This is a genomic window from Bradyrhizobium sp. WSM1743 (assembly GCF_000473065.1).
Lineage (GTDB): Bacteria > Pseudomonadota > Alphaproteobacteria > Rhizobiales > Xanthobacteraceae > Bradyrhizobium.
The window spans coordinates 210,065-231,588 of the sequence record NZ_AXAZ01000003.1; the positions used below are offsets into that span (position 1 = coordinate 210,065).

A 21,524-nucleotide genomic window follows, 5' to 3' on the forward strand; every position below is an offset into this window, starting at 1 on the left:
GATAAGCCGCGTGGAGGGTGCTTGCTCAGTGCTGATCGTCGGTCTAGGTTCGCAGCAACTAACGGGTGCGGGGCCGATGGGGTACGTGCGTTTTGTGCTGGCGGCGATCGTCGTCGGATTTCACTGCAAGTTTGGAGTCATTCATCAGACGATCGGAGGCTTGGCCGCGGTTGAAGCCTTCTTCATTATCAGTGGCTTCTACATGGCCGCCGCCTATGAGCGGCACTATTCCGGTCAGCCTGCTGCGTTCGTCGCCAGCCGCTTCGCGAGGCTTTATCCGCTCTACATCATCGTTGTGATGGCGACGTTCGTTCTGCATTGGTGGAACCCGGCGAACCAAACCGGCATCCTGAATTACTTCCGGACGGACACGCCGCCGTATCTGGTCAACCTGTCGCTGATCGGCCTCGATCTCTTTTCAGCCATCCACAGCAACAAGTACCTGCTCATTCCACCAGCATGGTCGATCAGTGCGGAACTCGTGTTCTACGCGCTGCTGCCCGCCCTGCTTTTGCTCAATGGGAAGAGCCTCGCCGCTTTCGTGGTCGCTGCCTTCGCGTTCAAGATCACCATGATCCACTGCTGCGGATTGAGGTGGGCATATTACCCGTTTTTCAGCCAGATCGGTTATTTCGGCACGGGTATCCTGCTATTTTGGCTGCGAGATCGCCTGACATGGTCGACGCGTACGGGCTACTGCGCTCATTGCTCTCTACGTCCTCTACCTTCTCGGCAACCATTATGCCGACATCGACCAAAACGGAGGCGTCGTTCAGGGAGTGGTGCTGGTTCTCGCGACTTGCATCGTGATTCCGACGCTCTTCGAGCGGATCAACGGGCCGCTGTCCACCGCATTGGGCGACGCGTCATATGGCGTCTATCTCCTGCATTTTCTCTTCATCCAGATCGCGATCGATCTGCAGATCTTTGACCCGATCACGTTGACCAATCCGACCAGCCTAAGTCACTGGCGGATTCTCTTTCAGACCGCGGGCATCCTGTTCACATGCACTGTCGTGGCGCTCGCTTTTGAGTTCACGGTGCAGCGTTGGATTGACCGGGCGCGCCGGTCGGTTTTCTACATCCGGGAAGGAAGACCAGCGTCCTCCCGTCCGCGATACCGGCCTGACGCTGCTTGAACGGTAGGGAAGAAGTCTGCCCGAAACGACCAGCAAGACGATCTCGCTCGCACGTGAACGCAGCAAGAACAGGCGACGATGTTCACAGAAGGGCTGGACCGCGAAGATCAGCGCGGCTATATGAGCGGCCTGCGAGCCGCTGATTTGCAAAATTTCAGCCAGCCTTGCAAAAACTCCGAAGAAAGCTTAGCGATTTCAAGCGCTTCGGTGGGGAATGGTGTAACGGTAGCACAACAGACTCTGACTCTGTTTGTCTTGGTTCGAATCCAGGTTCCCCAGCCAGCTCCGAGCACTTTCCAAAGTATGGTTGAAGGTCCCTGAGCGGGATGGCAGGTCCATGGGCCGCCTCGCTGCTCGCGACGGTTTGCCTCACCTGACACCGTATTTCCAAAGTCGGATCGCAGTGCGCTCTATCGTCCTTGGGGCTGTACAACCCAAGGAGATCCGTAATGCCCTATGTCGATGGTTTCGTTCTCGCCGTGCCGAAGGACAATCTCGAGGCCTACAAGGCGCTGGCGACGACCGCCTGCGCGATCTGGATGGAGCACGGCGCGCTCGATTATGTCGAATGCATCGGTGACGACGTTCCCTATGGAGAACTCACCTCGTTTCCGCGCGCGGTGATGGCGAAGGAGGACGAGGTCGTGGTGTTCTCCTGGATCGTGTACCGCGACCGAGAGACCCGCGATGCCGTCAACAAGAAGGTGATGGCGGATCCGCGGTTGAAAATGGACGGCGCGCCGTTCGACGGCAAGCGCATGATCTATGGCGGCTTCACGACGCTGCTGCGGGCGAGCGACATCGCGACTTGAGGGTGCCCGTTACTTGATCTTGTCGTAAGCTGCCGCGAAATCGCCCAGCGGCATCGGGATCGCGATGGTCTCCTTGGCCATGTTCTGGAAGGAGACCTTCAGCTGCTTGCCCGACCGCAAGGCGGCGAGGAGGTCCGCTGCGATCGGTGTCGAGGCGTAGCAGCCGCGGTTCTCGCAAGTCTGGACCTGGAGGTCGACGGTCTTGCCTTCGTCCACCTGGAGCTTGGCGCCGACGGGAAGGTTGAGGCCGAGCGGCAATTGCAGCAGCGCGATCGGCGCGCGGGTGTCGGGCGCGATGCGGATGTTGATCAGGACGACGGTCTGGCCGGTCTTGGTCAGCACCGCGTTCTGCTCCATCGCGCATTCGAGCGGCGCGTCGCGGCTTGCGCTGGTGCAGCGGACGATCCAGCCGGGCTGTCCGGAAGCACCGTCGGCCTGCGCTTGCGTCGGGGCAGGCGCGGGCTGCGCGGCCGGAGGAGCGGCGTTCTTCTTGGCGCCCTGCTGGGCGTGTGCGGCGCCCGCCGACAGCAGGACGGCAGCGACAACGACGACAAGTCTGGATTGCACGAGCATGGTGAAACCGCATTTGCGAACCGGGGTCTCGCTGTACCGTCGCGGCAGGCGCGGCGCAAGCTTACTCGGCGGCTTCCTTGACGTTGCCGCGCTCGGGCGCCTCATGGCTTTCGTCGCCTGAACGGCCCCAGGTGGAGAACCAGTTGTTGAACTTGTCGAGATAGAGATAGACGACGGGCGTGGTGAACAGCGTCAGCGCCTGGCTGACGATCAGGCCGCCGACCATGGCGTAGCCGAGCGGCTGGCGGATTTCGGCCCCGGTGCCGTGGCCGAGCATCAACGGCACGCCGCCGAGCAGAGCCGCCATCGTCGTCATCATGATCGGGCGGAAGCGCAGCAGTGCAGCCTGGCGGATCGATTCCTCCGGCGTCTTGTGCTCGTCGCGCTCGGCGGCGATCGCGAAGTCGACCATCATGATGCCGTTCTTCTTCACGATGCCGATCAGCAGGATGATGCCGATCAGCGCGATCAGGCTGAAGTCGAAGCCGGCCGCCATCAGGATGGCGAGCGCGCCGACGCCGGCCGAGGGCAGCGTCGACAGGATCGTGATCGGATGGATGTAGCTCTCGTAGAGAATGCCGAGGATCAGATAGACCACGACGAGGGCGGCGAGGATCAGGAGCGGCACGGTGCCGAGCGACTGCTGGAATGCCTGCGCGGTGCCCTGGAAGCTCGAATTCAGCGTCGGTGGCGCGCCGAGCTCGGCCATTGCCCGCTGCACGGCCTCCGTTGCCTGGCCGAGCGCCACGCCTTGCGCGAGGTTGAAGCTGATCGTGATCGCCGGGAACTGGCCCTGATGGCTGATCGAGAGCGGGCGGACCGGATCGGTGGTCCAGGTCGCGAAGGTCGACAATGGCACCTGGTCGCCGGTCGACGGCGACCTCAGATAGAGCTTGTTCAAGCTGTCGAGATTGCCCTGCATCTCCGGCAGGATCTCGAGAATCACCTTGTAGGTGTTGAGCTGGGTGAAATACTGCGTGACCTGCCGCTGTCCGAAGGCGTCATAGAGCGTGTCGTCGATCAGCTGCGGCTGGATGCCGTAGCGGGCGGCGGTGTCGCGGTTGATCTTGAGCTGCACCGTCGTGCCCTGCGTCTGCTGGTCGGTCGCGACGTCGCGCAGCTCCGGCAGCGTCTGCATCTTGGCGAGGATTTTCGGCGCCCACTCGTTGAGCTCGGCGAGATCGGCATCCTGCAAGGTGAACTCGAACTGCGTGCGCGTCGGCCGGCCGCCGAGCCGGACGTCTTGGGCTGCCTGCATGTAGAGGCGGGCGCCCTCGACCTTGTCGAACTGCGGACGCAGGCGCGCGATGATCTGCTGTGCCGAGGCCTCACGCTGATCGCGCGGCTTCAGCGTGATGTATAGGGCGCCGTTGTTGCCGGCGCGTCCGCTGCCGCCGATCGCCATGGCAACGCTGGCAACGTCGGGATCGGCCAGGATGATCTTGCCGAGCTGCTCCTGGCGTCTCATCATCTCCTTGAACGAAATGTCCTGCGAGGCTTCTGAGGTGGCCGTGATCAGGCCGACGTCCTGCTGCGGGAAGAAGCCCTTCGGGATCAGCACGAACAGGTAGATCGACAGTCCGAGCGTGGCGAAGAAGATTGTGAGCGTGGTGCGCCGCCAGGCCAGGGCGTGGTCGAGCACATATTCGTAGCCGCGCAGCATCGCGTCAAAGGCGCGCTCGCTCCATTGATAGAAGCGGCCGTGGCGGACTTCGCCGTGAGCGCGCAGGAAGCGCGAGGCCATCATCGGCGTCAGCGTCAGGGACACGAACATCGAGACGAAGATGGTCATCGCCAGCACGACGGCGAATTCGCGGAACAGGCGCCCGATGATGCCGCCCATCAGCAGCAGGGGGATCAGCACGGCGACCAGCGAGATGCTGATCGAGACGATGGTGAAGCCGATTTCCTTGGAGCCCCTGAAGGCGGCCGCGAGCGGGGTTTCGCCTTCCTCGATGTAGCGAGTGATGTTCTCGAGCATCACGATGGCGTCGTCGACGACAAAACCGACCGCGATGGTGAGCGCCATCAGCGACAGATTGTCGAGCGAATAGCCGGCCACCCACATCAAGGCGCAGGCGCCCAGAAGCGCCAATGGCACCGTGACCGTGGGAATGACTGTCGCCCAGAAGCTGCGCAGGAAAATGAAGATGACCATGACCACGAGCGCGATGGTCAGCAGCAGCGTGAACTGGACATCCTCGACCGCGGCACGGATGGTCGTGGTTCGGTCGCTGATGAGCTCGACCTTGATCGCTGGCGGGATCGCTGCAACGAGGCGGGGCAGGGTCGCCTTGATGCGGTCCACCGTCTCGATGACGTTGGCGCCCGGTTGCTTGAAGATCACCAGGAACACGCCGCGCTTGCCATTGGCCCAGGCCGCCTGCTTGGCGTCTTCGGCGGCGCTGACCGCTTGGCCGATGTCGCGAATCCGCAACGGACCGCCGTTGCGATAGGCGATGATGACGTCGTTCCAGTCCTTCGAGTGGGTGAGCTGGTCGTTGGCGTAGATCGTGTAGGCGCGTTTTTCGCCGTCGATATTGCCTTTGGGGCTGTCGACCGTGGTGATCGCGATCTGGCTACGCACGTCTTCCAGCGACAGGCCCTTGGCGACGAGTTTCGCCGGGTCGACCTGGATGCGGATGGCGGGTTTCTGCTGGCCGCCGATGAAGACCTGCGCGACGCCCGAGAGCTGACTGATCTGTTGAGCAAGCTGAGCGTCGACCGCGTCGCTGACGCTGGTCAGCGGCAGCGTCTCGGATGTCGCCGACAGCAGCAGGATCGGCGCGTCGGCGGGGTTGACCTTGCGGTAGGTCGGGGGCGAAGGCAGGTTTTTCGGCAGCTGGCCGCTGGCAGCGTTGATGGCGCCCTGCACGTCGTTGGCGGCGCCGTCGATGTTGCGATTGAGGTCGAACTGGATGGTGATCGACGCCGTGCCCAGATAACTCGTCGAGGTCATCTGCGCGATGCCAGGAATCTGGGCGAATTGCCGCTCGAGCGGCTGCGCCACCGACGAGGCCATCGTTTCGGGGCTGCCGCCGGGCAGGTTGGCGGTGATCTGGATGGTCGGAAAGTCCACCTGCGGCAGCGGCGCAACCGGAAGCAGGGGATAGGCGACGAGACCGACGAACAGAATGCCAGCCATCAGCAGCGAAGTGCCGATGGGATATCGGATGAAAGGTGCCGAAATCCCGCCCCCAATCATTCCTGTCGTACCTTGTTCTGGGCTGGATCCGAGCTTGCCACAGCCGTCGACACAAGGCTGCCGGGCTGGACCTTGAACTGACCGCCGACGATCACCTGCTGGCCCGGGGTCAAGCCTTCCTCGATGACCGATCGCCCGTCGATGCCATACCTGACCTTGATCTTGTGCACCTCGGCCTTGTTGTCCTGATTGACGGTATAGGCGTAGAGGCCGTTCGTGGAATGCTGGACCGCGTCATCCGGAACCACGGTCGCATCCTTCAGCGTTCGCACCAGGAGCCGCGTCGAGACCGATTGGCCCGGCCACAGCGTGTGGTCCTTGTTGTCGAACACCGCCTTGAGCCGGATCGTCCCGCTGGTCGTGTCGACCTGGTTGTTGATGACCGCGAGCTTGCCCTCGGCCAGCGTCTTCTTGCCGTCGGTGGTGAAGGCGATCACCTTGAGCGCGCCGGCTTTCTGGCCCTCGCTGATATAGGGGAGCTGGTCCTCCGGCGCCGTGAAGATCACCGAGATCGGCTCGACCTGCGAGATCGTGACGATGCCCGTCTGCGTCGAGGCGTTCACGATGTTGCCGATGTCGACCTGGCGCAGGCCGGCGACACCGGTGATCGGCGCCTTGACCTGGGTGTAATCGAGCTGGGTCTGGGAGTTGGCGATCGCGGCTTCGTCGGCAGCGATCTGGGCGGTGAGCTGGGCGACCGTCGAGCGCTGGGTATCCACCCGCTGTGCGGTCGCGAATTCGCCGAGCCTCATGGCGCGCTGAAGTTCGAGATTGGCATTGGCCAGACTAGCCTCGTCCTGCGCCTTCTTGGCCTTCGCCTGGTCGAGCGCGGCTTGATAGGGACGGGGATCGATCGAGACCAGGAGATCGCCCTGCTTGACGATCTGGCCCTCTTTGAATTCGAGCCTGTCGATCTGGCCGTCCACACGGGTTCTGACTTGGACCGTATTGAAACCCTGAACCGTGCCGAGACCGGTGAGGTAGACCGGAAAGTCTGTTTTCTGGACCGGCGCAACGCTGACAGGGACGGCGGAGGGACGAGGCGGGCCTTTTTGCGCGGTCTGGGTTTTTCCAGCCTGGGACGAGCCGAATTTCTGCCAACTATAATAACCCGCGGAGGCCACGGCCGCGATGATCAGAAGCCAGAGGATCGGCCGGGACTTTTTCATGTCGTCTCGTGTCGGCTCGTATGCCCTCAGCTACGAATAATAGGGCAATCGCAGAGTTCCATCGCGATGTATAATACACGCCAAGTTCCAGTGTAAACAGCACTATCAGTTGAGAATCCTAAACAATTGGAAAGCTTTGCACCCTTTGGGCAGTGGTCTGGCGCGGCGATGTGCAGCGCTGCATTTTCCCGGCACGACCGATCGGCGTGCCTGTCTTGCGCAGCACCCGAGACGGTGTGCTCATGCCGAATGACCTCGCGCTGGCCGTCGTTTCGGATCAGTCGCAAGAATGGTTCTAAGTCGCATGGTGGCCGTTTCGGTTGTCAGGCATTTCGGCATCGTCCATATCGGCGCCGCCATAAATGGAGCGCAGGATGGACGAGCTGAACGGCAAGCTGATCGCATGCCAGATTCTGATCACGGGATTGATCGCGCGTGTCGCCAACGAGCAGCGCGATCCCTTGCGCTTCCTCACCGACTTTCGCGACGAGATCAAAGCCGTCGTGAACGGCGTCAACATCGCCGGTATGGACAGCACCGATCGCGTGCGCGCCGTCGCGCAGAAGACTGTCGACGAATTGTTCTCGCTGATGAAGCCGCCGAGCAGCGACTGAGAACGAAGCGCTATAGCTGCGTTGTCTTTAGAACGAATCCAATGTCGTCTTAGAACGATTTCAAACTGTAGTTTAGAATCGTTTTGATCTGGACCGATTCAAGTATTCTCGCGAACGGCTCGCATTGACCCGCTATTTTGCGGCCGATACCAACAGCCCATCGTTCGTTCGAAGTGAATGAGCGAACAAGAAGATGGGGCGTTTGGTAATGGGGCAGGTGGTCGCACCGAAGTCGTTGCGTTCGGTCGTAGCGTTCAACTCGATGGATGAGAGGTCCGCGGGCGTATCCGGCAAGAAGGTCTCAGCGGTTGCGAGCTTGATCGCGGTGGCGTCGGTGTCGAGCGGCGCGCAGGCGCAGCAGTCGAACCTGCCGCCGGTGACGGTCGATGCTCCGGTCGAGCGTCCGCGTCCGGCGGCCTCGAAGCCTTCGCCTGAGCAAGTCCGCGCCCGCAACGCGCTTCGCCGCGCCGCGCAGCGCCAGCAGGCGGCACAGACGGCTCCCACCACGCCGTCCGGCGCGCCCGACGCCAATCCGTACGCGGATCCGGCTGCACCCTATAAGGTCGATCATGTCCAAGCCGGCGGCAAATTTCCGGAGAAGCTGGTCGATACGCCGAAGTCGATCACCGTTCTCAGCAAGGAAGTCCTCGAGGACAAGAACGCCACGTCGCTGAAGCAGGCGATCCTCAGCACGGCCGGCGTGACGCTTGGCTCGGGCGAGGGCGGCAACGCGTTCGGCGACCGCTTCTTCATCCGTGGTTTCGATGCCCGCAACGACATCTTCATCGACGGCGTGCGCGACGCCGGCGTCAGCGTGCGTGAAAACTTCTTCACCGAGCAGGTCGAGATCCTACGCGGTCCCGGTTCGACCGTGTCCGGCCGCGGCGTCGCCGGCGGTGCGATCAACATCGTCACCAAGCAGGCGACGACCGGGGGCAGCTTCTACAACATGGACAGCACGTTTGGCACTGACCAGACCAAGCGTGTCACACTCGACGTCAACCAGGTGATCGACCCGACGCTTGCAGTTCGTGCCGGTGGTCTGTTCCAGGACGCCAATGTCGCTGGCCGCGACTATGTCACCGATAATCGAAACGGCGCGTTTGTCGCGACGACCTGGAAACCGACCGACACGATCAAGCTCACCGGCAACTACATCCATACCGAGCTGACGGGTATCCCTGACTTCGGCGTACCCTACTATCGTCCCAGCACGTCGAGCACCGCGGGCGGGCCGTTCCCGGATTTCGGCGTCAACCGCAAGAATTTCTACGGCTTCGTCAATCGCGACTTCTTCCGGACTGGTCAGGACATCGGCACTCTCAATGCCGAGGTGCAGATCACCCCCGACCTGATGCTCAGCAACAAGACGCGGGCGTCGCATTCGACGCAGAACTATATCGGCACGCTTCCTGAGGCGCCGTCATTGAAGAACCCGCTGACTGCCTCGACTCTCAGTGCCAATCCGCAGAGTCGCTTCCAGGCGACGGACGCATTCGCAAACCAGACCGAAGCGACCTACAAGTTCAACGACGGCGCGGGCTTCAAGCACACGCTGCTCGGCGGCATCGAATACGACCGCGAGCGGTCGTCGATCGACCGATACACCGGACTTAGTTCCGAGCAGGTCACCGGGACGCCCTTTACCGGCAGCGGGGCCAAGACCGACGTGAGCGTGTTTTATCCGCAATATACCAACCTTGGCTTCCCGATACCCGGCGGGCTCACCGGATTGCCCACGAAAATCGCGATCGATACCGTCAGCGGATATGTCATGGATTCCGCCAACTACCGCGATCTGGTGATACTCAACGGAGGTTTCCGTTACGACGACTACAGCATCAAGACCTCCGGCTATGCCGCGAATCGCGCATTCGGTCAGCAGTCGGCTGAGTTCCTGATCCCCAACTTCAATCTCGGCCTTACCCTGAAGCCTCTGCCCAACGGCAGTGTCTATGTGGCCTACGCAACTTCGGCGAACCCGGTCGGTGCCGAGTTCGACGGGACCAGCACGGCCTATGGCGGCCTCAATCCGACCCTTGCCGGCGGCAACAACCAGATATTCGGGCCCGAGAAGAACAAGGCTATCGAGCTCGGCACCAAATGGGAGCTGTTCGACCGTCATCTGCTTCTGACCGCGGCGCTGTTTCAGACCACGAAGGAGAACGCGCGCGAGTCGCAGAACGTGGGCAGCTCGGCTGCGGCTGCGGCGCTCGGTTGCACATATGCTCCGGTTGCGCCAGCGACGACCGTCTCTTGTATCACGGCCGGTGCCGCCTATCGCATCCGCGGCATCGACCTTGGTATCGGTGGCAACATCACCGACAAATGGAGCGTGTTCGGCGGCCTCGTGCTGATGCAGTCGGAAGTGACGCAGTCGCTGGCGCCGTCGGCCAACAAGGCGCTGTACCCGACCAACGTCGGACGTCCGCTCGCCAATATCGCGCACGAGTCGTTCAGCCTGCTGTCGAAATATCAGCTCACCGACACCTGGGAACTGGGCGGGCAGGCGGTGTATCGCTCCAAAATCTACGGCGGCACCCTCCTTGCCGCCAACCAGGGCACGTCGCTCCCGAGCTACTGGCGTTTCGACGTCTTCGCGGAGGCGAAGCTTGATCAGCACTGGAGACTCAAGCTGTTCGTGAACAACATCTTCGACAAGCGCTACTACGACGCGCTCTATCAGAGCGCAGCACCTTTCGTGCTGGAAGCACCGGGCCGTGCCGCCTACGTGGTGCTCTCCGCGCGCTACTAGGAGCAGCGACGAGTTTCATGCTGACATGCATAGCGAACGTTCTTAGCAAGGATGATGTGGCGGATTTCCGCCGCATCATGGACGCCAGCGCGTGGGAAGATGGCCGCTCCACCGCCGGCGCGCAGTCGGCGATGGTCAAGCGCAACGAGCAACTGCCGCCGGACAGCGAGGTCGCGCGCAAGCTCGGCAACCGCATCATCTCGGCGCTGACGTCGAACCCGCGCTTCATCGCGGCGGCGATCCCGCTCCAGATCTTCCCGCCGCTGTTCAACCGCTATGCGGCCGATAGTGGCCATCATTTCGGCCTGCACGTCGACAATGCGATCCGCGGCGACCGTTTGACCGGCCTTCGCATCCGCACAGACCTGTCGGTCACGCTGTTCCTCGCCGAGCCGGAGGAGTATGACGGTGGCGAACTTGTGATCGAGGACACCTACGGCTCGCACGAAGTCAAGTTGCCAGCCGGGGACTGCGTGCTCTATCCCTCGACCAGCCTCCATCTGGTCACCCCCGTGACCAGGGGAACGCGGGTTGCGTCTTTCTTCTGGCTTCAGAGCATGATACGGGACGATCAAGCCCGGAGCATGATCTTTGACCTCGACACCGCGATACAGGCGCTGGTGCAACGGCTCGGGCGTGACGATCCCGAAACGATCAAATTGACGGGTATCTATCACAACCTCATTCGCTACTGGGCCGAAGTATGAAGACCATGTCCTTCCAAGCAAGCCTTGCCGCAGCCTTGATGCTGGCGGCCGCCTGGCTCGCATCCCCCGTTTCTGCCCAGACGCAAAGCCCGCCGGCCCCGGTTCAATCGACAGCTCAGCCGTCCGCGGCCGGAACGGTTCCGTCGGCAACCGCCCCGGCGGCGCCCGCGGCCTCGACGGCTCCCGCCGTTGCGGGCGCGGTCCCCGTGGCCGCCAATCCCGCGAGTGCGAAGCCCGAGGCGGCGGCCATCGCGCCGGCCATGAAGGAATTGTCGCCCTGGGTGATGTTCATGTCGGCGGACGTCATCGTGAAGGCGGTGATGATCGGGCTTGCTTTCGCCTCGCTGGTGACCTGGACCGTCTTCATCGCCAAGTCGATCGAACTGTCGGTCGCCTCGACCAAGCTTCGTTCGGCATTGAAGAAGATTGCGGAGGCACGCTCCCTCGCCGAAGCGCAGATGGCGCTCGGAGCTAAGGAGGGTATCCTGCCGTCCTTCCTGGCGGCGGCGCTGCGCGAGGCGCGGATGTCGGCCGGCTTGTCCAGCGATGCCGGCATCAAGGAGCGCGCGGCCTCGAGCTTTTCCGAAATCGTGCGCGCGGAACAGCGGCGCATCCGGATCGGCATGGGCGTGCTCGCGACCATCGGTTCGACTTCGCCCTTTGTCGGCCTGTTCGGCACGGTCTGGGGCATCATGAACAGCTTTATCGGCATCTCGAAGTCGCAGACCACGAACCTCGCCGTGGTCGCGCCCGGCATCGCCGAAGCGCTGCTCGCCACCGCGATCGGCCTCGTCGCCGCCATTCCCGCCGTCATCATCTACAACCACTTCTCGCGCGTGACCAAGGGCTATCTCGAGCTCGTCAGCCGCGCCTCGGGCGCAGCAGGGCGGCTGCTCTCGCGAGATCTCGACCGCAGCCACGGCAGCGTGCATTCACGCGCGGCGGAGTAGACCATGGCCGTTTCACTCGCAGACAATGATGACGACGACGACTTCTCGGAAACGCATGACATCAACGTCACGCCGTTCATCGACGTCATCCTGGTGCTGCTGATCATCTTCATGGTCGCCGCGCCGCTCTCCACGGTCGACCTGCCGATCGATCTGCCGACGTCAAGCGCGACGCCGCAGAAGAAGCCGGACAAGCCGACTTATCTCAGCATCAAGCCCGATCTGACGCTCGCGATCGGAGAGAACTCGGTTCACCGGGCCGAGTTAATCGGCACCCTCGACGGCCTATCCGACATGAGCAAGGACAAGTATGTTTTCCTGCGCGCCGATCGTTCGGTCCCTTATGGCGAGTTGATGGGCGTCATGGAGCTCTTGCGCTCGGGCGGCTACACGCGGGTGAAACTGGTCGCGCTGGAAGGCGCGCCGAAGGCGCCTGCGGCAGGCGCCGCTCAGCCTTAAGAAGGCGCAACGATGTCGGACGAACCGAGACCATCCCGGAAGCTCTGGATTTTGGCAGCGGTGGCGGCGCTTGCGCTCCATCTGGGCGGTGCTGCGCTCGCGCTGGCTCATTTGCGCACCGACGATGACGGCGACGGCCTTGGCGCGGCCGGCGCCGAGTTCGCCGTGGAGATGGCATCGCCCAAGGTGCCCGATACTGATCTGCCGCCGGGGCCCGATAGCGAGGCGATGCAGGAGCAGCAGGCGCTTCCCGAGCAGAAGGCCGAGACCAAGGAGACCGAGCTTCCGAAGGATCAGTCGCAGCAGGTCGAGGATCCCGATCGCGTCGTGACCGAGAACAACACGAAGAAGCCAACGGAAGACGATCCGAAGATTCAGGCTGTCGAAACTCCCGCGGCCGAGGCATCGCCGAAGTCGGTTGCAACGGCACGGCAGACGCTCGATGAAGACGCGCGCGAGGCCGAGAAAGCCCTGGCGCCGGTGCTGGGGCTCGGCAAGGACATCCTGAAGATAACGGCCGACTGGAACCGCAAGATCAGCGCACACCTCGCGGCTCACAAGGTCAATCCGGAGGGCAAGCAGCCCAATAACCAGAAGGTCAAGGTGAGCTTTGCGATCAACCGGAAAGGCAACGTGCTGTCGGTCGATGTCGCGGAGTCGTCGGGCGATGCAGCCTACGATGCTGCGGCGGTGTCGATCGTCCGCAAGTCCGATCCGATCCCGCAGCCGCCTGCCGGACTGACCGACGACCGGTTCGAACGGACCGTGGACATCATCTTCACGCCGCCGGATTCGAAGAAGAAAAAGACAGCTCAGCGCCAGTAGAGCCGGATCCCGACATAGACCACGACCAGGCAGGCGAAGATCAGCGCCACGGGGAGGGGGCGTTTCTGGGCTCCGCTGGCCGCGCCTGCCCCGAAGAAGCCAGCGCTCTTCGGCTTCGGCGCCGGGCGCCGGAAGGCGGTAACATTGTCCGCTGCCGGCGCGGCCTGTCGGGGACGGACGTCGGGCGGCGTTCCAGCGCCGCCCATCTCGACGTAATAGGCCTTGTAGATCGCACCGATGGTGGCCTCGGTGGCTTCGCCCTCGCTCATCTGCGCCAGCAGGTTCTGATAGCTCGCCAGGAACTCCTGGGCCTCCGGAGGCAGCGCGGACGCCCCGTTGAGCTTGGCCATCATCTTCCAGGTGGCGAAATCGGCGCGGGCACGGGTGTCCGCGCGTCGCGCGATCAGCATATCGGCAGCTTTGACCAAGTCGGCCTCTGGTCCTTCGGCGTGGGTTCGGACGTTACGTTCAACTAGGCGTTGCCGGTCAGGAAGAGAACAGCCTGAATCACATAACCGGTCAACGTTCGCAGTATTGCTGAAATAACATCAAGATTTAGACCGAACTGGGAACCCGCAAGCGGCAGCAGAATCAAGAGCCCGATCAGGATCAACATACCGACCGGCTCGAGCCGGGCCAGCGGCAAGGCGAGAGCCCGCGGCAGCAGGCCGACTGCAACGCGGCCGCCGTCCAGCGGCGGGATCGGCATCATGTTGAAGACAGCCAAGACCGCGTTGATGACGAGGGCATTCTTGAGATTGTCCGCAATCCACTTCGCCGAGCTTGCGGGCACGAGGGGCAGAGCATGGAAGGCGGCAGCCGCGGCCAGCGCCAGCAGGATGTTGGTGACGGGCCCGGCGAGCGCGACCCAGACCATGTCGAGCCTGGGGTTGTTCAGCTTGCGGAAGTTCACCGGCACCGGCCTGGCATAGCCAAACAGGAACGGCGAATGCGCGAACAGCAGCATCGCTGGGAGGATCAAGGTGCCGAACGGGTCGATATGCCTGAGCGGGTTGAAGCTGACGCGGCCGAGCTGCGAGGCCGTGTTGTCCCCGAGCCGGTCCGCGACGAAGGCGTGCGCAGCCTCGTGGAAGGTGATGGCGAGCACCAGGGGGAGGACCCAGACGGAGAGATCATAAATGGAAATGTTCACCAGCTCATCCGTTCCGGTTCGACGCGCGCGCTTTGCAAAGCAGGCCGTATAGGGCCACAACCCTTTACGATCTACCGTTATATGGCGCTCAATTCCGAAATTGCCCGCTGCAAATGATCCGCCAGCAGTGCCGCCGGACGCGACAGGTTGCGCGCGCGGTGGAGGCGGATGTCCGCGGCCGGCAGCGGCGGCAGGCCGTCGCGCTCCGACAGGACGCGCAGGCGAGGGGGCAGGGTGCCCGCCTTCACGACCGTGATGGCGAGGCCCTGTGCCGCGATCGCTTCCACCGCCGCGAGGCTCTGGCTGACGAAGGCGAGCCGCCACGGGCGGCCGGCGGCATCGAGGGCGTCGGCCGCCCATTGCCGGAACAGGCAGCCCAGCGGATAGAGCGCGACGGGGAGCATGTCGTGTGGCGCCCCGGCTGAGTATGACGCGGCTGCGGCCCAGACCGCCTGCTCGCGCCGCAGCAGCTCGCCATCGCCGTGTCCTTCCGGATGCATGGCGATGACGAGATCATAGGCCTCGCCGAGCCGCGCCGGCATCGGTGCGGTCAGCCCGGTCTCGATCTCGACCCGGATCTCCGGATGGCTCTTGGCGAATTGCGCCAGCAATGGCGGAACGACGATGGTGCCGTAATCGTCCATCACCCCGAGCCGGACCGTGGCCTCGCGCTTGCGCCCGCGGAGCGCATCAACCGCTTCTGCATTGAGCTCGAGAAGCCGCTTCGCATAGACAAGCAGCTCCTGACCCGCCGCGCTCAGTGTCACGCCCGACCTCGTGCGGTGAAACAGCCTGACGTCCAGCCGTTCTTCGAGACGCCTGATCTGGACGCTCACCGCCGATTGGGTGCGGTTGAGTATCGCCGCCGCGCGCGTGATTGACCGATGCTCGGCAACAGCGAGGAAGGCCTTCAGAAGGTCGGGGTCGAGATCGGGCGAGGTCATGACGAAAACTTATCCTGGCATGACGGAAATTCCATTCCCCGTTTCGGCGCGGCTCCTATGCTGCCCGCAAAACCGTTGGGAGGATTCGTGGGCGAGATCCTTGGCGTTTTTGCCGCCGTGTTGTCGAGCGCGCTGGGCGGGACATCCATCGGTGCCACGCGCTATCTCGTGGGGAACATCGATCCGCTCGCGATCGGCTCATTTCGGTTCGGTATCGGCTTTGTCTTGCTGCTGCCCCTGACGCTGCTGCGCGGCGATCGCTGGCCGGAGCGGGGGGACTGGGCCGCCGCCATCGGACTCGGCATTCTGTTCTTCGCGCTGTTCCCGATCCTGTTCAACGCGTCGCTGATCTTCACGACCGCCGCGCGCGGCGCGCTTGCGTTGTCGACGCTTCCGCTGTTGTCGCTGGTGATCGGGGCCGTTCTCGGCGCCGAAGCCCTGACCTGGCGCAAGTCCATCGGCGTCGTGACTGCGACGTTTGGCGTTGCGCTCGCGCTGCTCTCCGATCTCGCCTCGGCGCCGTCAGGCGCCTGGCGCGGCGATCTCCTGATGATGGCGGCCGCGCTGTGCATGGCGCTCTACGGCATCTGGTCGAAGCCGCTGATCCGGCGCTCCAGTCCGATCGCCTTTACGACCATGAGCATGGCCGCGGGCGCGGCCTGCCTCATTCTGCTCTCGCATGTCCGCGGCAGTTTTGCCCCCGTCGCCAGCTTCGGCATGCCACAGTGGCTGGGAGCCCTTTATCTGGGTGCCTTCGGCGCGGCGCTGACCTTCTATCTCTGGGCCTTCGCGCTGGAGCGGACGACGCCGACGCGCGTCGCGATCTCAGTGACGGTCAATCCGATCACGGCATCGCTGGTCGGCGCCTGGCTGCTGAACGAGCCGCTGCGCTGGAATCTGGCGGCTGGCATCGTTGCGGTGTTTGCCGGGATCTGGATCGCAACGACGACGGGACGGCGCGTCGAAGCGGCTGGCGTCTCAGGTTAATCGCGACCTCACGTCGGGATAGTCGTCTGATATTGCGTCAGGCCATCGTCGAGCTTCACCCACGCCAGTTTTTCCGAGACCCAGATGTGCTCGGTCGGCGCGAAGGCATTGCGATCGTCGAACGTGGCCAGCGCCACGCCCGCCAGCGTGCCATTGCGACGCCAGGCGAACAGGCGCGTGCCGCACTGCTTGCAGAACACACGGTCGATGTTTGCGGACGAGGCGTAGCGGGCGGTCTCGCCCTCGACACTGAGCGCGCGCTGGTCGAACTGCGCGCGGGCGAAGTAGGGCGAGCCCATCGCCTTCTGGCAGATGCGGCAATGGCAGATGCGGACGTTGAGCGGCTCGCCCTCCGCCTTGAACCGCACCGCGCCGCACAGGCATCCGCCTTCCCGGATCATGTTTTCCTCAATAGGTCGCCCGTCCGCCGGAAATATCAAACACCGCGCCGGTGGAGAAGGCACAATCTTCGGATGCGAGCCAGGCCACCATCGCGGCGAGCTCTTCCACCAGCACGAAGCGGCCCTTCGGGATCTTCGACAGCATGAAGTCGATATGCTGCTGCGTCATCTGATCGAAGATCGCCGTCTTCGCCGCCGCTGGCGTCACCGCGTTGACGAGGATGTCGTGGGCGGCGAGCTCCTTGCCGAGCGACTTCGTCAGCGCGATCAGGCCGGCCTTGGAGGCCGAATAGTGCGCCGCGTTCGGATTGCCTTCCTTGCCGGCGATCGAGGCGATGTTCACGATGCGCCCGTATTTCTGCTTGAGCATTTCGGGCACGATCGCCTTGCTCACGATGAAGGGGCCGTCGAGGTTGATGCGCAGAACCTTGCGCCATTCCTCCAGATCGGTCTCCCAGACCGGCTTGTTGACGCCGGCGATGCCGGCATTGTTGACGAGGATGTCGATCTTGCCGAAGGCTTTGAGCGTCGCATCGCGGGCCGCTTCGACGGCGGCGGTGTCGGTGACGTCGACCTTGAAGACCTTGGTCTCCCCGCCGATCTCCTTCGCCGTCTTCTCGGCCAGCGCCGCGTCGAAATCCCAGATTGCGACCTTGGCGCCGGAGGCGGTGAGGCGCTCGCTGATCGCGCGGCCAAAGCCCTGCGCACCGCCGGTGACGATGGCGACGCGGCCGTTGAGATCGATCTTGTTCATCGAGAAATCCCTTTCTCTATCCCTCATGGTGAGGAGCGCGCACTTGGCGCGCGTCTCGAACCATAGAGCCCGCGGCCCATCCCTCGAGACGGCGCTGTCGCGCCTCCTCGGGATGAGGAGTGATCAGAGCATGTAACCGCCGTCGACGACGAGGTCGACGCCGGTGGTGAAGGCGCTCTCATCGCTGCCGAGATAGACGGCCATCGCCGCGATCTCTTCGGCAGTGCCGAGCCGGCCCATCTTCTGGCGGGAGATGAACATCTCCTTGCCTTGCGGTCCCTGCGCGGCGGCGCGGTCGAGCATCGAGGGCGTCTCGACGGTGCCGGGGCAGATCGAGTTGCAGCGGATGCCCTTGCTGATGAAGTCGAGCGCGACCGCGCGCGACAGCAGCGACACCGCCGCCTTCGACGAGCTGTAAACGTAGCGGTTCGCCGGCGGCCTCAAGGCCGCGCAGGACGAGATGTTGACGATGCTGCCGCCGCCGCCTGCAATCATGTCGGGCAGGAAGGCCTTGATGGTCCGGTGCATCGATTTGACGTTGAGGTCGAAGGAGAAGTCGAAATCCTCTTCCGAGCATTCCAGGATGGTGCCGTGGTGCACGAAGCCGGCGGCGTTGAGCAGGATGTCGATCTTGCCGACGCGCCCCGCAAAGGCGTTGACGTCGGCGGTGTTGCGGACGTCGAGCTTTGCCACTTCCGCAATGCCTTCCTTGGTCAGGCTCGCGATGCCGGCTTCGTTGATGTCGGTGGCGATGACGGTTGCGCCTTCACGCGCGAATGCGACGGCGCAAGCGCGCCCGATGCCAGCTGCCGCTGCCGTGACGACGGCGCGCTTTCCCTTGAGGCGGTCTGCCATGTTGTTCTCCCTTGTGTTCATTCGAATGCCAACCCCACGTCATTGCGAGGAGCGGAGCGACAAGATTGCGAAGCAATTTTGCGCTGGAGCGACGAAGCAATCCAGGTTGTCTCCGCGGAGAGATCTCTGGATTGCTTCGCTGCGCTCGCAATGACGGTGTGGTTGCTAGTGATTGTCCCGCGCCACGCCAAACGTGCCGGCGACGTTCTGATACCTCGTGGCGAGCTCCATGCAGGCGCCGGTCGATTGCTGGCCGACGGTGTTGCGGTAGATCTCCTGCCACGGCGTCTGGTTCGGCGGATGCTTGAAGCCGCCATTGGCCTTGAGCTCGGCGTGGCGCTTCTTCAGCTCCTCGTCCGAGATCAGGATGTTGGCGCTGCCCTTGTTGAGGTCGATGCGCACCTTGTCGCCGGTCTTCAGGATGGCAAGACCGCCATTGGCGGCGGCTTCCGGCGAGGCGTTGAGGATCGAGGGCGAGCCCGAGGTGCCGGACTGGCGGCCGTCGCCGATGCAGGGCAGGGAGAGGATGCCGCGTTTGATCAAGGCTGCCGGCGGCTGCATGTTCACGACCTCGGCGCCGCCGGGATAGCCGATCGGCCCGGTGCCGCGGATGAACAGCACGCAGCGCTCGTCGATGTCGAGCGCGGGATCGTCGATCCGCTCGTGGTAGTCCTCCGGACCCTCGAACACGATGGCGCGGCCCTCGAAGGCGTTCGGATCCTTGGGGTTGCTGAGATAGCGATCGCGAAACTCCTTGGAGATCACGCTGGTCTTCATGATCGCGGAATCGAACAGATTGCCCTTCAGCACCAGGAAGCCGGCATCCTTCACTAGCGGCTTGTCGTAGGCCCGGATCACGTCGTTGTCCGGGACCGGTGCGTTCTTGCAGTTCTCGCCGATGCCGCGGCCGTTGACTGTGATGGCATCCTCATGGATGCGCTTGTGCTTCATCAGCTCGCGCACCACGGCGGGCACGCCGCCGGCGCGGTGGAATTCCTCGCCGAGATAGAAGCCGGCCGGCTGCATGTTGACCAGGAGCGGCACGTCGTGGCCGAACTTCTGCCAGTCGTCGATCGACAGCTCGACCCCGATGTGGCGGGCCAGGGCGTTGATGTGGATCGGCGCGTTGGTCGAGCCGCCGATCGCCGAATTGATCACAATGCAGTTCTCGAACGCCTTGCGGGTCAGAATGTCCGAGGGTTTCAGGTCTTCCCAAACCATCTCGACGATGCGCTTGCCGGTCTCATAGGCGATCTGGCCGCGCTCGCGATAGGGGGTGGGGATCGCAGCGCAGCCCGGCAGCGAGAAGCCGAGCGCTTCGGCCAGCCCGTTCATGGTCAAGGCCGTGCCCATGGTGTTGCAATGGCCGACCGAGGGTGCCGAGGAGGCCACGATCTCCATGAACTCCTCATAATTGATCTCGCCGGCCGCGAGTCGCTCACGCGATTTCCAGACGATGGTGCCCGAGCCGGTGCGCTCGCCGGCATGCCAGCCGTTGAGCATCGGGCCGCCCGACAGCACGATCGCGGGCAGGTTCACGGTCGCCGCCGCCATCATGCAGGCCGGTGTGGTCTTGTCGCAGCCGGTGGTGAGCACCACGCCGTCGAGCGGATAGCCGTAGAGGATTTCGACCAGGCCGAGGTAAGCGAGGTTGCGGTCGAGCGCGGCGGTGGGGCGCTTGCCGGTCTCCTGAATGGGGTGCGTCGGGAACTCCATCGCGATGCCGCCAGCTTCGCGGATGCCTTCGCGGACGCGGTGCGCGAGCTCGATATGGTGGCGGTTGCAAGGGGAGAGGTCATTGCCGGTCTGGGCGATGCCGATGATCGGCTTGCCGGATTGAAGCTCGGCGCGGGTGAGTCCGTAGTTCAGGTAGCGCTCCATATAAAGCGCGGTCATGCCCGGGTTGTGCGGGTTGTTGAACCATTCCTGCGAGCGAAGATGGCGGCGAGTACCGTTGCTGCCGGCGGCATGCCCATTGGTTGGTTTCTTTGTCATTGGTTTCTCCTGCAATGCAAACGCACTGGCGTCCGTCTCATGGAATCGGCATGCGCGATGCCCAACGGCGCGAGCGATGATTTGCCTTCCCGCTGGCGGGTCGTTTCCTCACGCGTCCGATACTAGTCGTGGCTACTTGGTAACGCTATCATTTTGTTCGCGGCACCCGCGCCTGATACGGTCGGCCTGCCGTCCGAACGTCGCGCCGACGAGCTTTGCCGCTCGATCACCTTGAAGCCGAGATCGAGCACCGGCTGCTCCGGGCGCCGCCCTTCGATCGCCTCAATCAGCATGGTGGCCGCGGTCTTGCCCATCTCGTAGCGGTTGGTGCGGACGCTGGTGAGGGTGGGGACGGCGGAGGCCATGAATTCGAGGTCGTTGAAGCCGACGATCGCGATCTGCCCGGGGACCGCGATCTCCCGCCGCCGGCATTCAAACAGCACGCCGAGCGCGAGGTCGTCATTGGCGCAGAACACCGCATCGATGTCGGGCTCCCGCGCCAGGAGATCGGTGAACAGCGCTCCGCCGAGCGTCACCGAAGTCGGTGTGGCCGTCGTGACGACGAGGCGCTGATCAAACAGTGCGGCGTCTTTCATCGCCGAGACATATCCGTCCAGCCGCCGCTGCACCCTGGGATCCATGCGTGCGCCGACGAAGCCGATTTTGCGGTGACCCTGTTCGAACAGGTGCGCAACCGCCGCGCGGGCTGCATCATAGTGCGAAAAGCCGATCATCATGTCGACCGGATCCGGGCCGATCTCCATGATCTGCACGATAGGGCAGTCCGCGGCTTGAAGCATCGCGCGGGACTCCGCGGTCTGGTCGATGCCGGTGACGATCAGCCCGGCCGGCTTCTGCGCGAGGAACAGGCGCAGCAGCTTTTCCTCCTGGAGGATGCTGTAACGCGTGTTGGACAACTGGATCGAGTAACGGCCGCCTTCGGACGCGTCATAGATGCCGCGCAGCACGTCCGAGAACACATTATTCGTGAGAGAGGGAATCAATACGCCAATGACTTCGGTGCGGTGTGAGGCGAGTGCCCGTGCGGCAAGGTTGGGCACATAGCCGAGCTCCTTGGCGGCGCTCTCGACCCGCGTCCGCTTGGCGACGGACAGGGCTTCCGGGTTGCGGAAGAAACGGGACGCGGTAATCGGGCTGACGCCGGCGAGCTCGGCCACTTCGGCCAGCCGGATTTTGCCTGACTTGGTGCGTTTTCGACCCATTTGC

20 protein-coding genes and 1 tRNA gene are annotated in these 21,524 nt (G+C 63.5%); 10 read left to right on the plus strand and 11 right to left on the minus strand.

The annotated features are described in order from the left end of the window. The first annotated feature begins 28 nt into the window (after nucleotides 1-28). The 3 genes from YU9_RS47455 to YU9_RS0104850 all read left to right on the plus strand — a co-directional run bounded on the left by YU9_RS47455 (nucleotide 29) and on the right by YU9_RS0104850 (nucleotide 1,951). On the plus strand, nucleotides 29-931 hold the full coding sequence (locus YU9_RS47455) for an acyltransferase (protein WP_156951687.1): 903 nt from the start codon (nucleotides 29-31) through the stop codon (nucleotides 929-931). A gap of 416 nt (nucleotides 932-1,347) precedes the next feature. Then, nucleotides 1,348-1,421, plus strand: a tRNA-Gln gene (locus YU9_RS0104845). Between the two features lie 167 nt (nucleotides 1,422-1,588). Further along, nucleotides 1,589-1,951: a DUF1428 domain-containing protein gene (locus YU9_RS0104850; RefSeq protein ID WP_027571753.1), complete on the plus strand. Its 363-nt coding sequence runs from the start codon at nucleotides 1,589-1,591 to the stop codon at nucleotides 1,949-1,951. A 9-nt stretch (nucleotides 1,952-1,960) separates the two neighbouring features. On the opposite strand, the gene YU9_RS0104855 is transcribed toward YU9_RS0104850, so the two are convergent. The 3 genes from YU9_RS0104855 to YU9_RS0104865 all read right to left on the minus strand — a co-directional run bounded on the left by YU9_RS0104855 (nucleotide 1,961) and on the right by YU9_RS0104865 (nucleotide 6,898). Further along, complete coding sequence (locus tag YU9_RS0104855; protein WP_027571754.1) at nucleotides 1,961-2,524, minus strand: invasion associated locus B family protein; 564 nt, start codon at nucleotides 2,522-2,524, stop codon at nucleotides 1,961-1,963. Between the two features lie 61 nt (nucleotides 2,525-2,585). Beyond that, nucleotides 2,586-5,729, minus strand: coding sequence for a multidrug efflux RND transporter permease subunit (locus YU9_RS0104860; RefSeq protein WP_027571755.1), 3,144 nt, complete (start codon nucleotides 5,727-5,729; stop codon nucleotides 2,586-2,588). Next, a complete protein-coding gene (locus tag YU9_RS0104865) occupies nucleotides 5,726-6,898 on the minus strand; it encodes an efflux RND transporter periplasmic adaptor subunit (RefSeq protein WP_027571756.1) in 1,173 nt (390 codons plus the stop codon). The genes YU9_RS0104860 and YU9_RS0104865 overlap by 4 nt, the downstream gene beginning before the upstream one ends. A gap of 374 nt (nucleotides 6,899-7,272) precedes the next feature. Here YU9_RS0104865 and YU9_RS0104875 point away from each other — a divergent pair, with 374 nt between their 5' ends. The 6 genes from YU9_RS0104875 to YU9_RS0104900 all read left to right on the plus strand — a co-directional run bounded on the left by YU9_RS0104875 (nucleotide 7,273) and on the right by YU9_RS0104900 (nucleotide 13,208). Next, nucleotides 7,273-7,512 carry a hypothetical protein gene (locus YU9_RS0104875; protein WP_027571757.1) on the plus strand — a complete coding sequence of 80 codons (240 nt, stop codon included), beginning with the start codon at nucleotides 7,273-7,275 and terminating at the stop codon, nucleotides 7,510-7,512. 208 nt (nucleotides 7,513-7,720) lie between these two features. Further along, complete coding sequence (locus YU9_RS0104880; RefSeq protein ID WP_027571758.1) at nucleotides 7,721-10,267, plus strand: TonB-dependent siderophore receptor; 2,547 nt, start codon at nucleotides 7,721-7,723, stop codon at nucleotides 10,265-10,267. 17 nt (nucleotides 10,268-10,284) lie between these two features. After that, nucleotides 10,285-10,974 (plus strand): Fe2+-dependent dioxygenase, encoded by a 690-nt coding sequence (locus YU9_RS0104885; protein WP_027571759.1) that lies wholly within the window; start codon nucleotides 10,285-10,287, stop codon nucleotides 10,972-10,974. Next, the gene (gene exbB, locus YU9_RS0104890; protein ID WP_027571760.1) at nucleotides 10,971-11,924 is read left to right on the plus strand and encodes a tonB-system energizer ExbB; all 954 of its coding nucleotides are present in this window, start codon (nucleotides 10,971-10,973) and stop codon (nucleotides 11,922-11,924) included. The genes YU9_RS0104885 and exbB overlap by 4 nt, the downstream gene beginning before the upstream one ends. Nucleotides 11,925-11,927: 3 nt before the next feature. Continuing rightward, the gene (exbD, locus tag YU9_RS0104895) at nucleotides 11,928-12,383 is read left to right on the plus strand and encodes a TonB system transport protein ExbD (RefSeq protein WP_027571761.1); all 456 of its coding nucleotides are present in this window, start codon (nucleotides 11,928-11,930) and stop codon (nucleotides 12,381-12,383) included. 12 nt (nucleotides 12,384-12,395) lie between these two features. Continuing rightward, on the plus strand, nucleotides 12,396-13,208 hold the full coding sequence (locus YU9_RS0104900; RefSeq protein ID WP_027571762.1) for an energy transducer TonB: 813 nt from the start codon (nucleotides 12,396-12,398) through the stop codon (nucleotides 13,206-13,208). Here YU9_RS0104900 and YU9_RS0104905 read toward each other — a convergent pair. The 3 genes from YU9_RS0104905 to YU9_RS0104915 all read right to left on the minus strand — a co-directional run bounded on the left by YU9_RS0104905 (nucleotide 13,196) and on the right by YU9_RS0104915 (nucleotide 15,305). Further along, nucleotides 13,196-13,618: a hypothetical protein gene (locus tag YU9_RS0104905; protein ID WP_027571763.1), complete on the minus strand. Its 423-nt coding sequence runs from the start codon at nucleotides 13,616-13,618 to the stop codon at nucleotides 13,196-13,198. The genes YU9_RS0104900 and YU9_RS0104905 overlap by 13 nt on opposite strands. A 62-nt stretch (nucleotides 13,619-13,680) precedes the next feature. Further along, nucleotides 13,681-14,361 (minus strand): site-2 protease family protein, encoded by a 681-nt coding sequence (locus tag YU9_RS0104910; RefSeq protein ID WP_027571764.1) that lies wholly within the window; start codon nucleotides 14,359-14,361, stop codon nucleotides 13,681-13,683. Nucleotides 14,362-14,438: 77 nt separating this feature from the next. After that, nucleotides 14,439-15,305: a LysR family transcriptional regulator gene (locus tag YU9_RS0104915; protein WP_027571765.1), complete on the minus strand. Its 867-nt coding sequence runs from the start codon at nucleotides 15,303-15,305 to the stop codon at nucleotides 14,439-14,441. An 87-nt stretch (nucleotides 15,306-15,392) separates the two neighbouring features. Here YU9_RS0104915 and YU9_RS0104920 point away from each other — a divergent pair, with 87 nt between their 5' ends. After that, complete coding sequence (locus YU9_RS0104920; RefSeq protein ID WP_036017050.1) at nucleotides 15,393-16,292, plus strand: DMT family transporter; 900 nt, start codon at nucleotides 15,393-15,395, stop codon at nucleotides 16,290-16,292. Between the two features lie 8 nt (nucleotides 16,293-16,300). Here the strand turns inward: YU9_RS0104920 and YU9_RS0104925 are convergent, their stop codons facing one another. From YU9_RS0104925 to YU9_RS0104945, 5 genes are all read right to left on the minus strand, one after another. Further along, nucleotides 16,301-16,693 (minus strand): GFA family protein, encoded by a 393-nt coding sequence (locus YU9_RS0104925; RefSeq protein ID WP_027571767.1) that lies wholly within the window; start codon nucleotides 16,691-16,693, stop codon nucleotides 16,301-16,303. Between the two features lie 7 nt (nucleotides 16,694-16,700). Then, a complete protein-coding gene (locus YU9_RS0104930; protein ID WP_027571768.1) occupies nucleotides 16,701-17,447 on the minus strand; it encodes an SDR family NAD(P)-dependent oxidoreductase in 747 nt (248 codons plus the stop codon). A gap of 123 nt (nucleotides 17,448-17,570) precedes the next feature. Then, nucleotides 17,571-18,302, minus strand: a complete 732-nt coding sequence (locus YU9_RS0104935) for an SDR family oxidoreductase (protein ID WP_027571769.1) — start codon at nucleotides 18,300-18,302, stop codon at nucleotides 17,571-17,573. Between the two features lie 165 nt (nucleotides 18,303-18,467). After that, entirely contained in the window at nucleotides 18,468-20,297 is a 1,830-nt protein-coding gene (locus YU9_RS0104940) for an IlvD/Edd family dehydratase (RefSeq protein ID WP_027571770.1), read from the minus strand. A gap of 122 nt (nucleotides 20,298-20,419) precedes the next feature. Then, the gene (locus YU9_RS0104945) at nucleotides 20,420-21,520 is read right to left on the minus strand and encodes a LacI family DNA-binding transcriptional regulator (RefSeq protein WP_027571771.1); all 1,101 of its coding nucleotides are present in this window, start codon (nucleotides 21,518-21,520) and stop codon (nucleotides 20,420-20,422) included. Between the last annotated feature and the right edge of the window lie 4 nt (nucleotides 21,521-21,524).

What these genes read in the sequence shown, in the direction of transcription:
- exbD (WP_027571761.1), top strand. Translation starts at nt 11,928, where the DNA reads ATGGCCGTTTCACTCGCAGACAATGATGACGACGACGACTTCTCGGAA.
- YU9_RS0104900 (WP_027571762.1), top strand. Translation starts at nt 12,396, where the DNA reads ATGTCGGACGAACCGAGACCATCCCGGAAGCTCTGGATTTTGGCAGCG.
- YU9_RS0104935 (WP_027571769.1), bottom strand. Translation starts at nt 18,302, where the DNA reads ATGGCAGACCGCCTCAAGGGAAAGCGCGCCGTCGTCACGGCAGCGGCA.
- exbB (WP_027571760.1), top strand. Translation starts at nt 10,971, where the DNA reads ATGAAGACCATGTCCTTCCAAGCAAGCCTTGCCGCAGCCTTGATGCTG.
- YU9_RS0104875 (WP_027571757.1), top strand. Translation starts at nt 7,273, where the DNA reads ATGGACGAGCTGAACGGCAAGCTGATCGCATGCCAGATTCTGATCACG.
- YU9_RS0104860 (WP_027571755.1), bottom strand. Translation starts at nt 5,729, where the DNA reads ATGATTGGGGGCGGGATTTCGGCACCTTTCATCCGATATCCCATCGGC.
- YU9_RS0104850 (WP_027571753.1), top strand. Translation starts at nt 1,589, where the DNA reads ATGCCCTATGTCGATGGTTTCGTTCTCGCCGTGCCGAAGGACAATCTC.
- YU9_RS0104915 (WP_027571765.1), bottom strand. Translation starts at nt 15,305, where the DNA reads ATGACCTCGCCCGATCTCGACCCCGACCTTCTGAAGGCCTTCCTCGCT.
- YU9_RS0104885 (WP_027571759.1), top strand. Translation starts at nt 10,285, where the DNA reads ATGCTGACATGCATAGCGAACGTTCTTAGCAAGGATGATGTGGCGGAT.
- YU9_RS0104930 (WP_027571768.1), bottom strand. Translation starts at nt 17,447, where the DNA reads ATGAACAAGATCGATCTCAACGGCCGCGTCGCCATCGTCACCGGCGGT.
- YU9_RS0104905 (WP_027571763.1), bottom strand. Translation starts at nt 13,618, where the DNA reads ATGCTGATCGCGCGACGCGCGGACACCCGTGCCCGCGCCGATTTCGCC.
- YU9_RS0104855 (WP_027571754.1), bottom strand. Translation starts at nt 2,524, where the DNA reads ATGCTCGTGCAATCCAGACTTGTCGTCGTTGTCGCTGCCGTCCTGCTG.
- YU9_RS0104880 (WP_027571758.1), top strand. Translation starts at nt 7,721, where the DNA reads ATGGGGCAGGTGGTCGCACCGAAGTCGTTGCGTTCGGTCGTAGCGTTC.
- YU9_RS0104945 (WP_027571771.1), bottom strand. Translation starts at nt 21,520, where the DNA reads ATGGGTCGAAAACGCACCAAGTCAGGCAAAATCCGGCTGGCCGAAGTG.
- YU9_RS0104865 (WP_027571756.1), bottom strand. Translation starts at nt 6,898, where the DNA reads ATGAAAAAGTCCCGGCCGATCCTCTGGCTTCTGATCATCGCGGCCGTG.
- YU9_RS0104925 (WP_027571767.1), bottom strand. Translation starts at nt 16,693, where the DNA reads ATGATCCGGGAAGGCGGATGCCTGTGCGGCGCGGTGCGGTTCAAGGCG.
- YU9_RS0104940 (WP_027571770.1), bottom strand. Translation starts at nt 20,297, where the DNA reads ATGACAAAGAAACCAACCAATGGGCATGCCGCCGGCAGCAACGGTACT.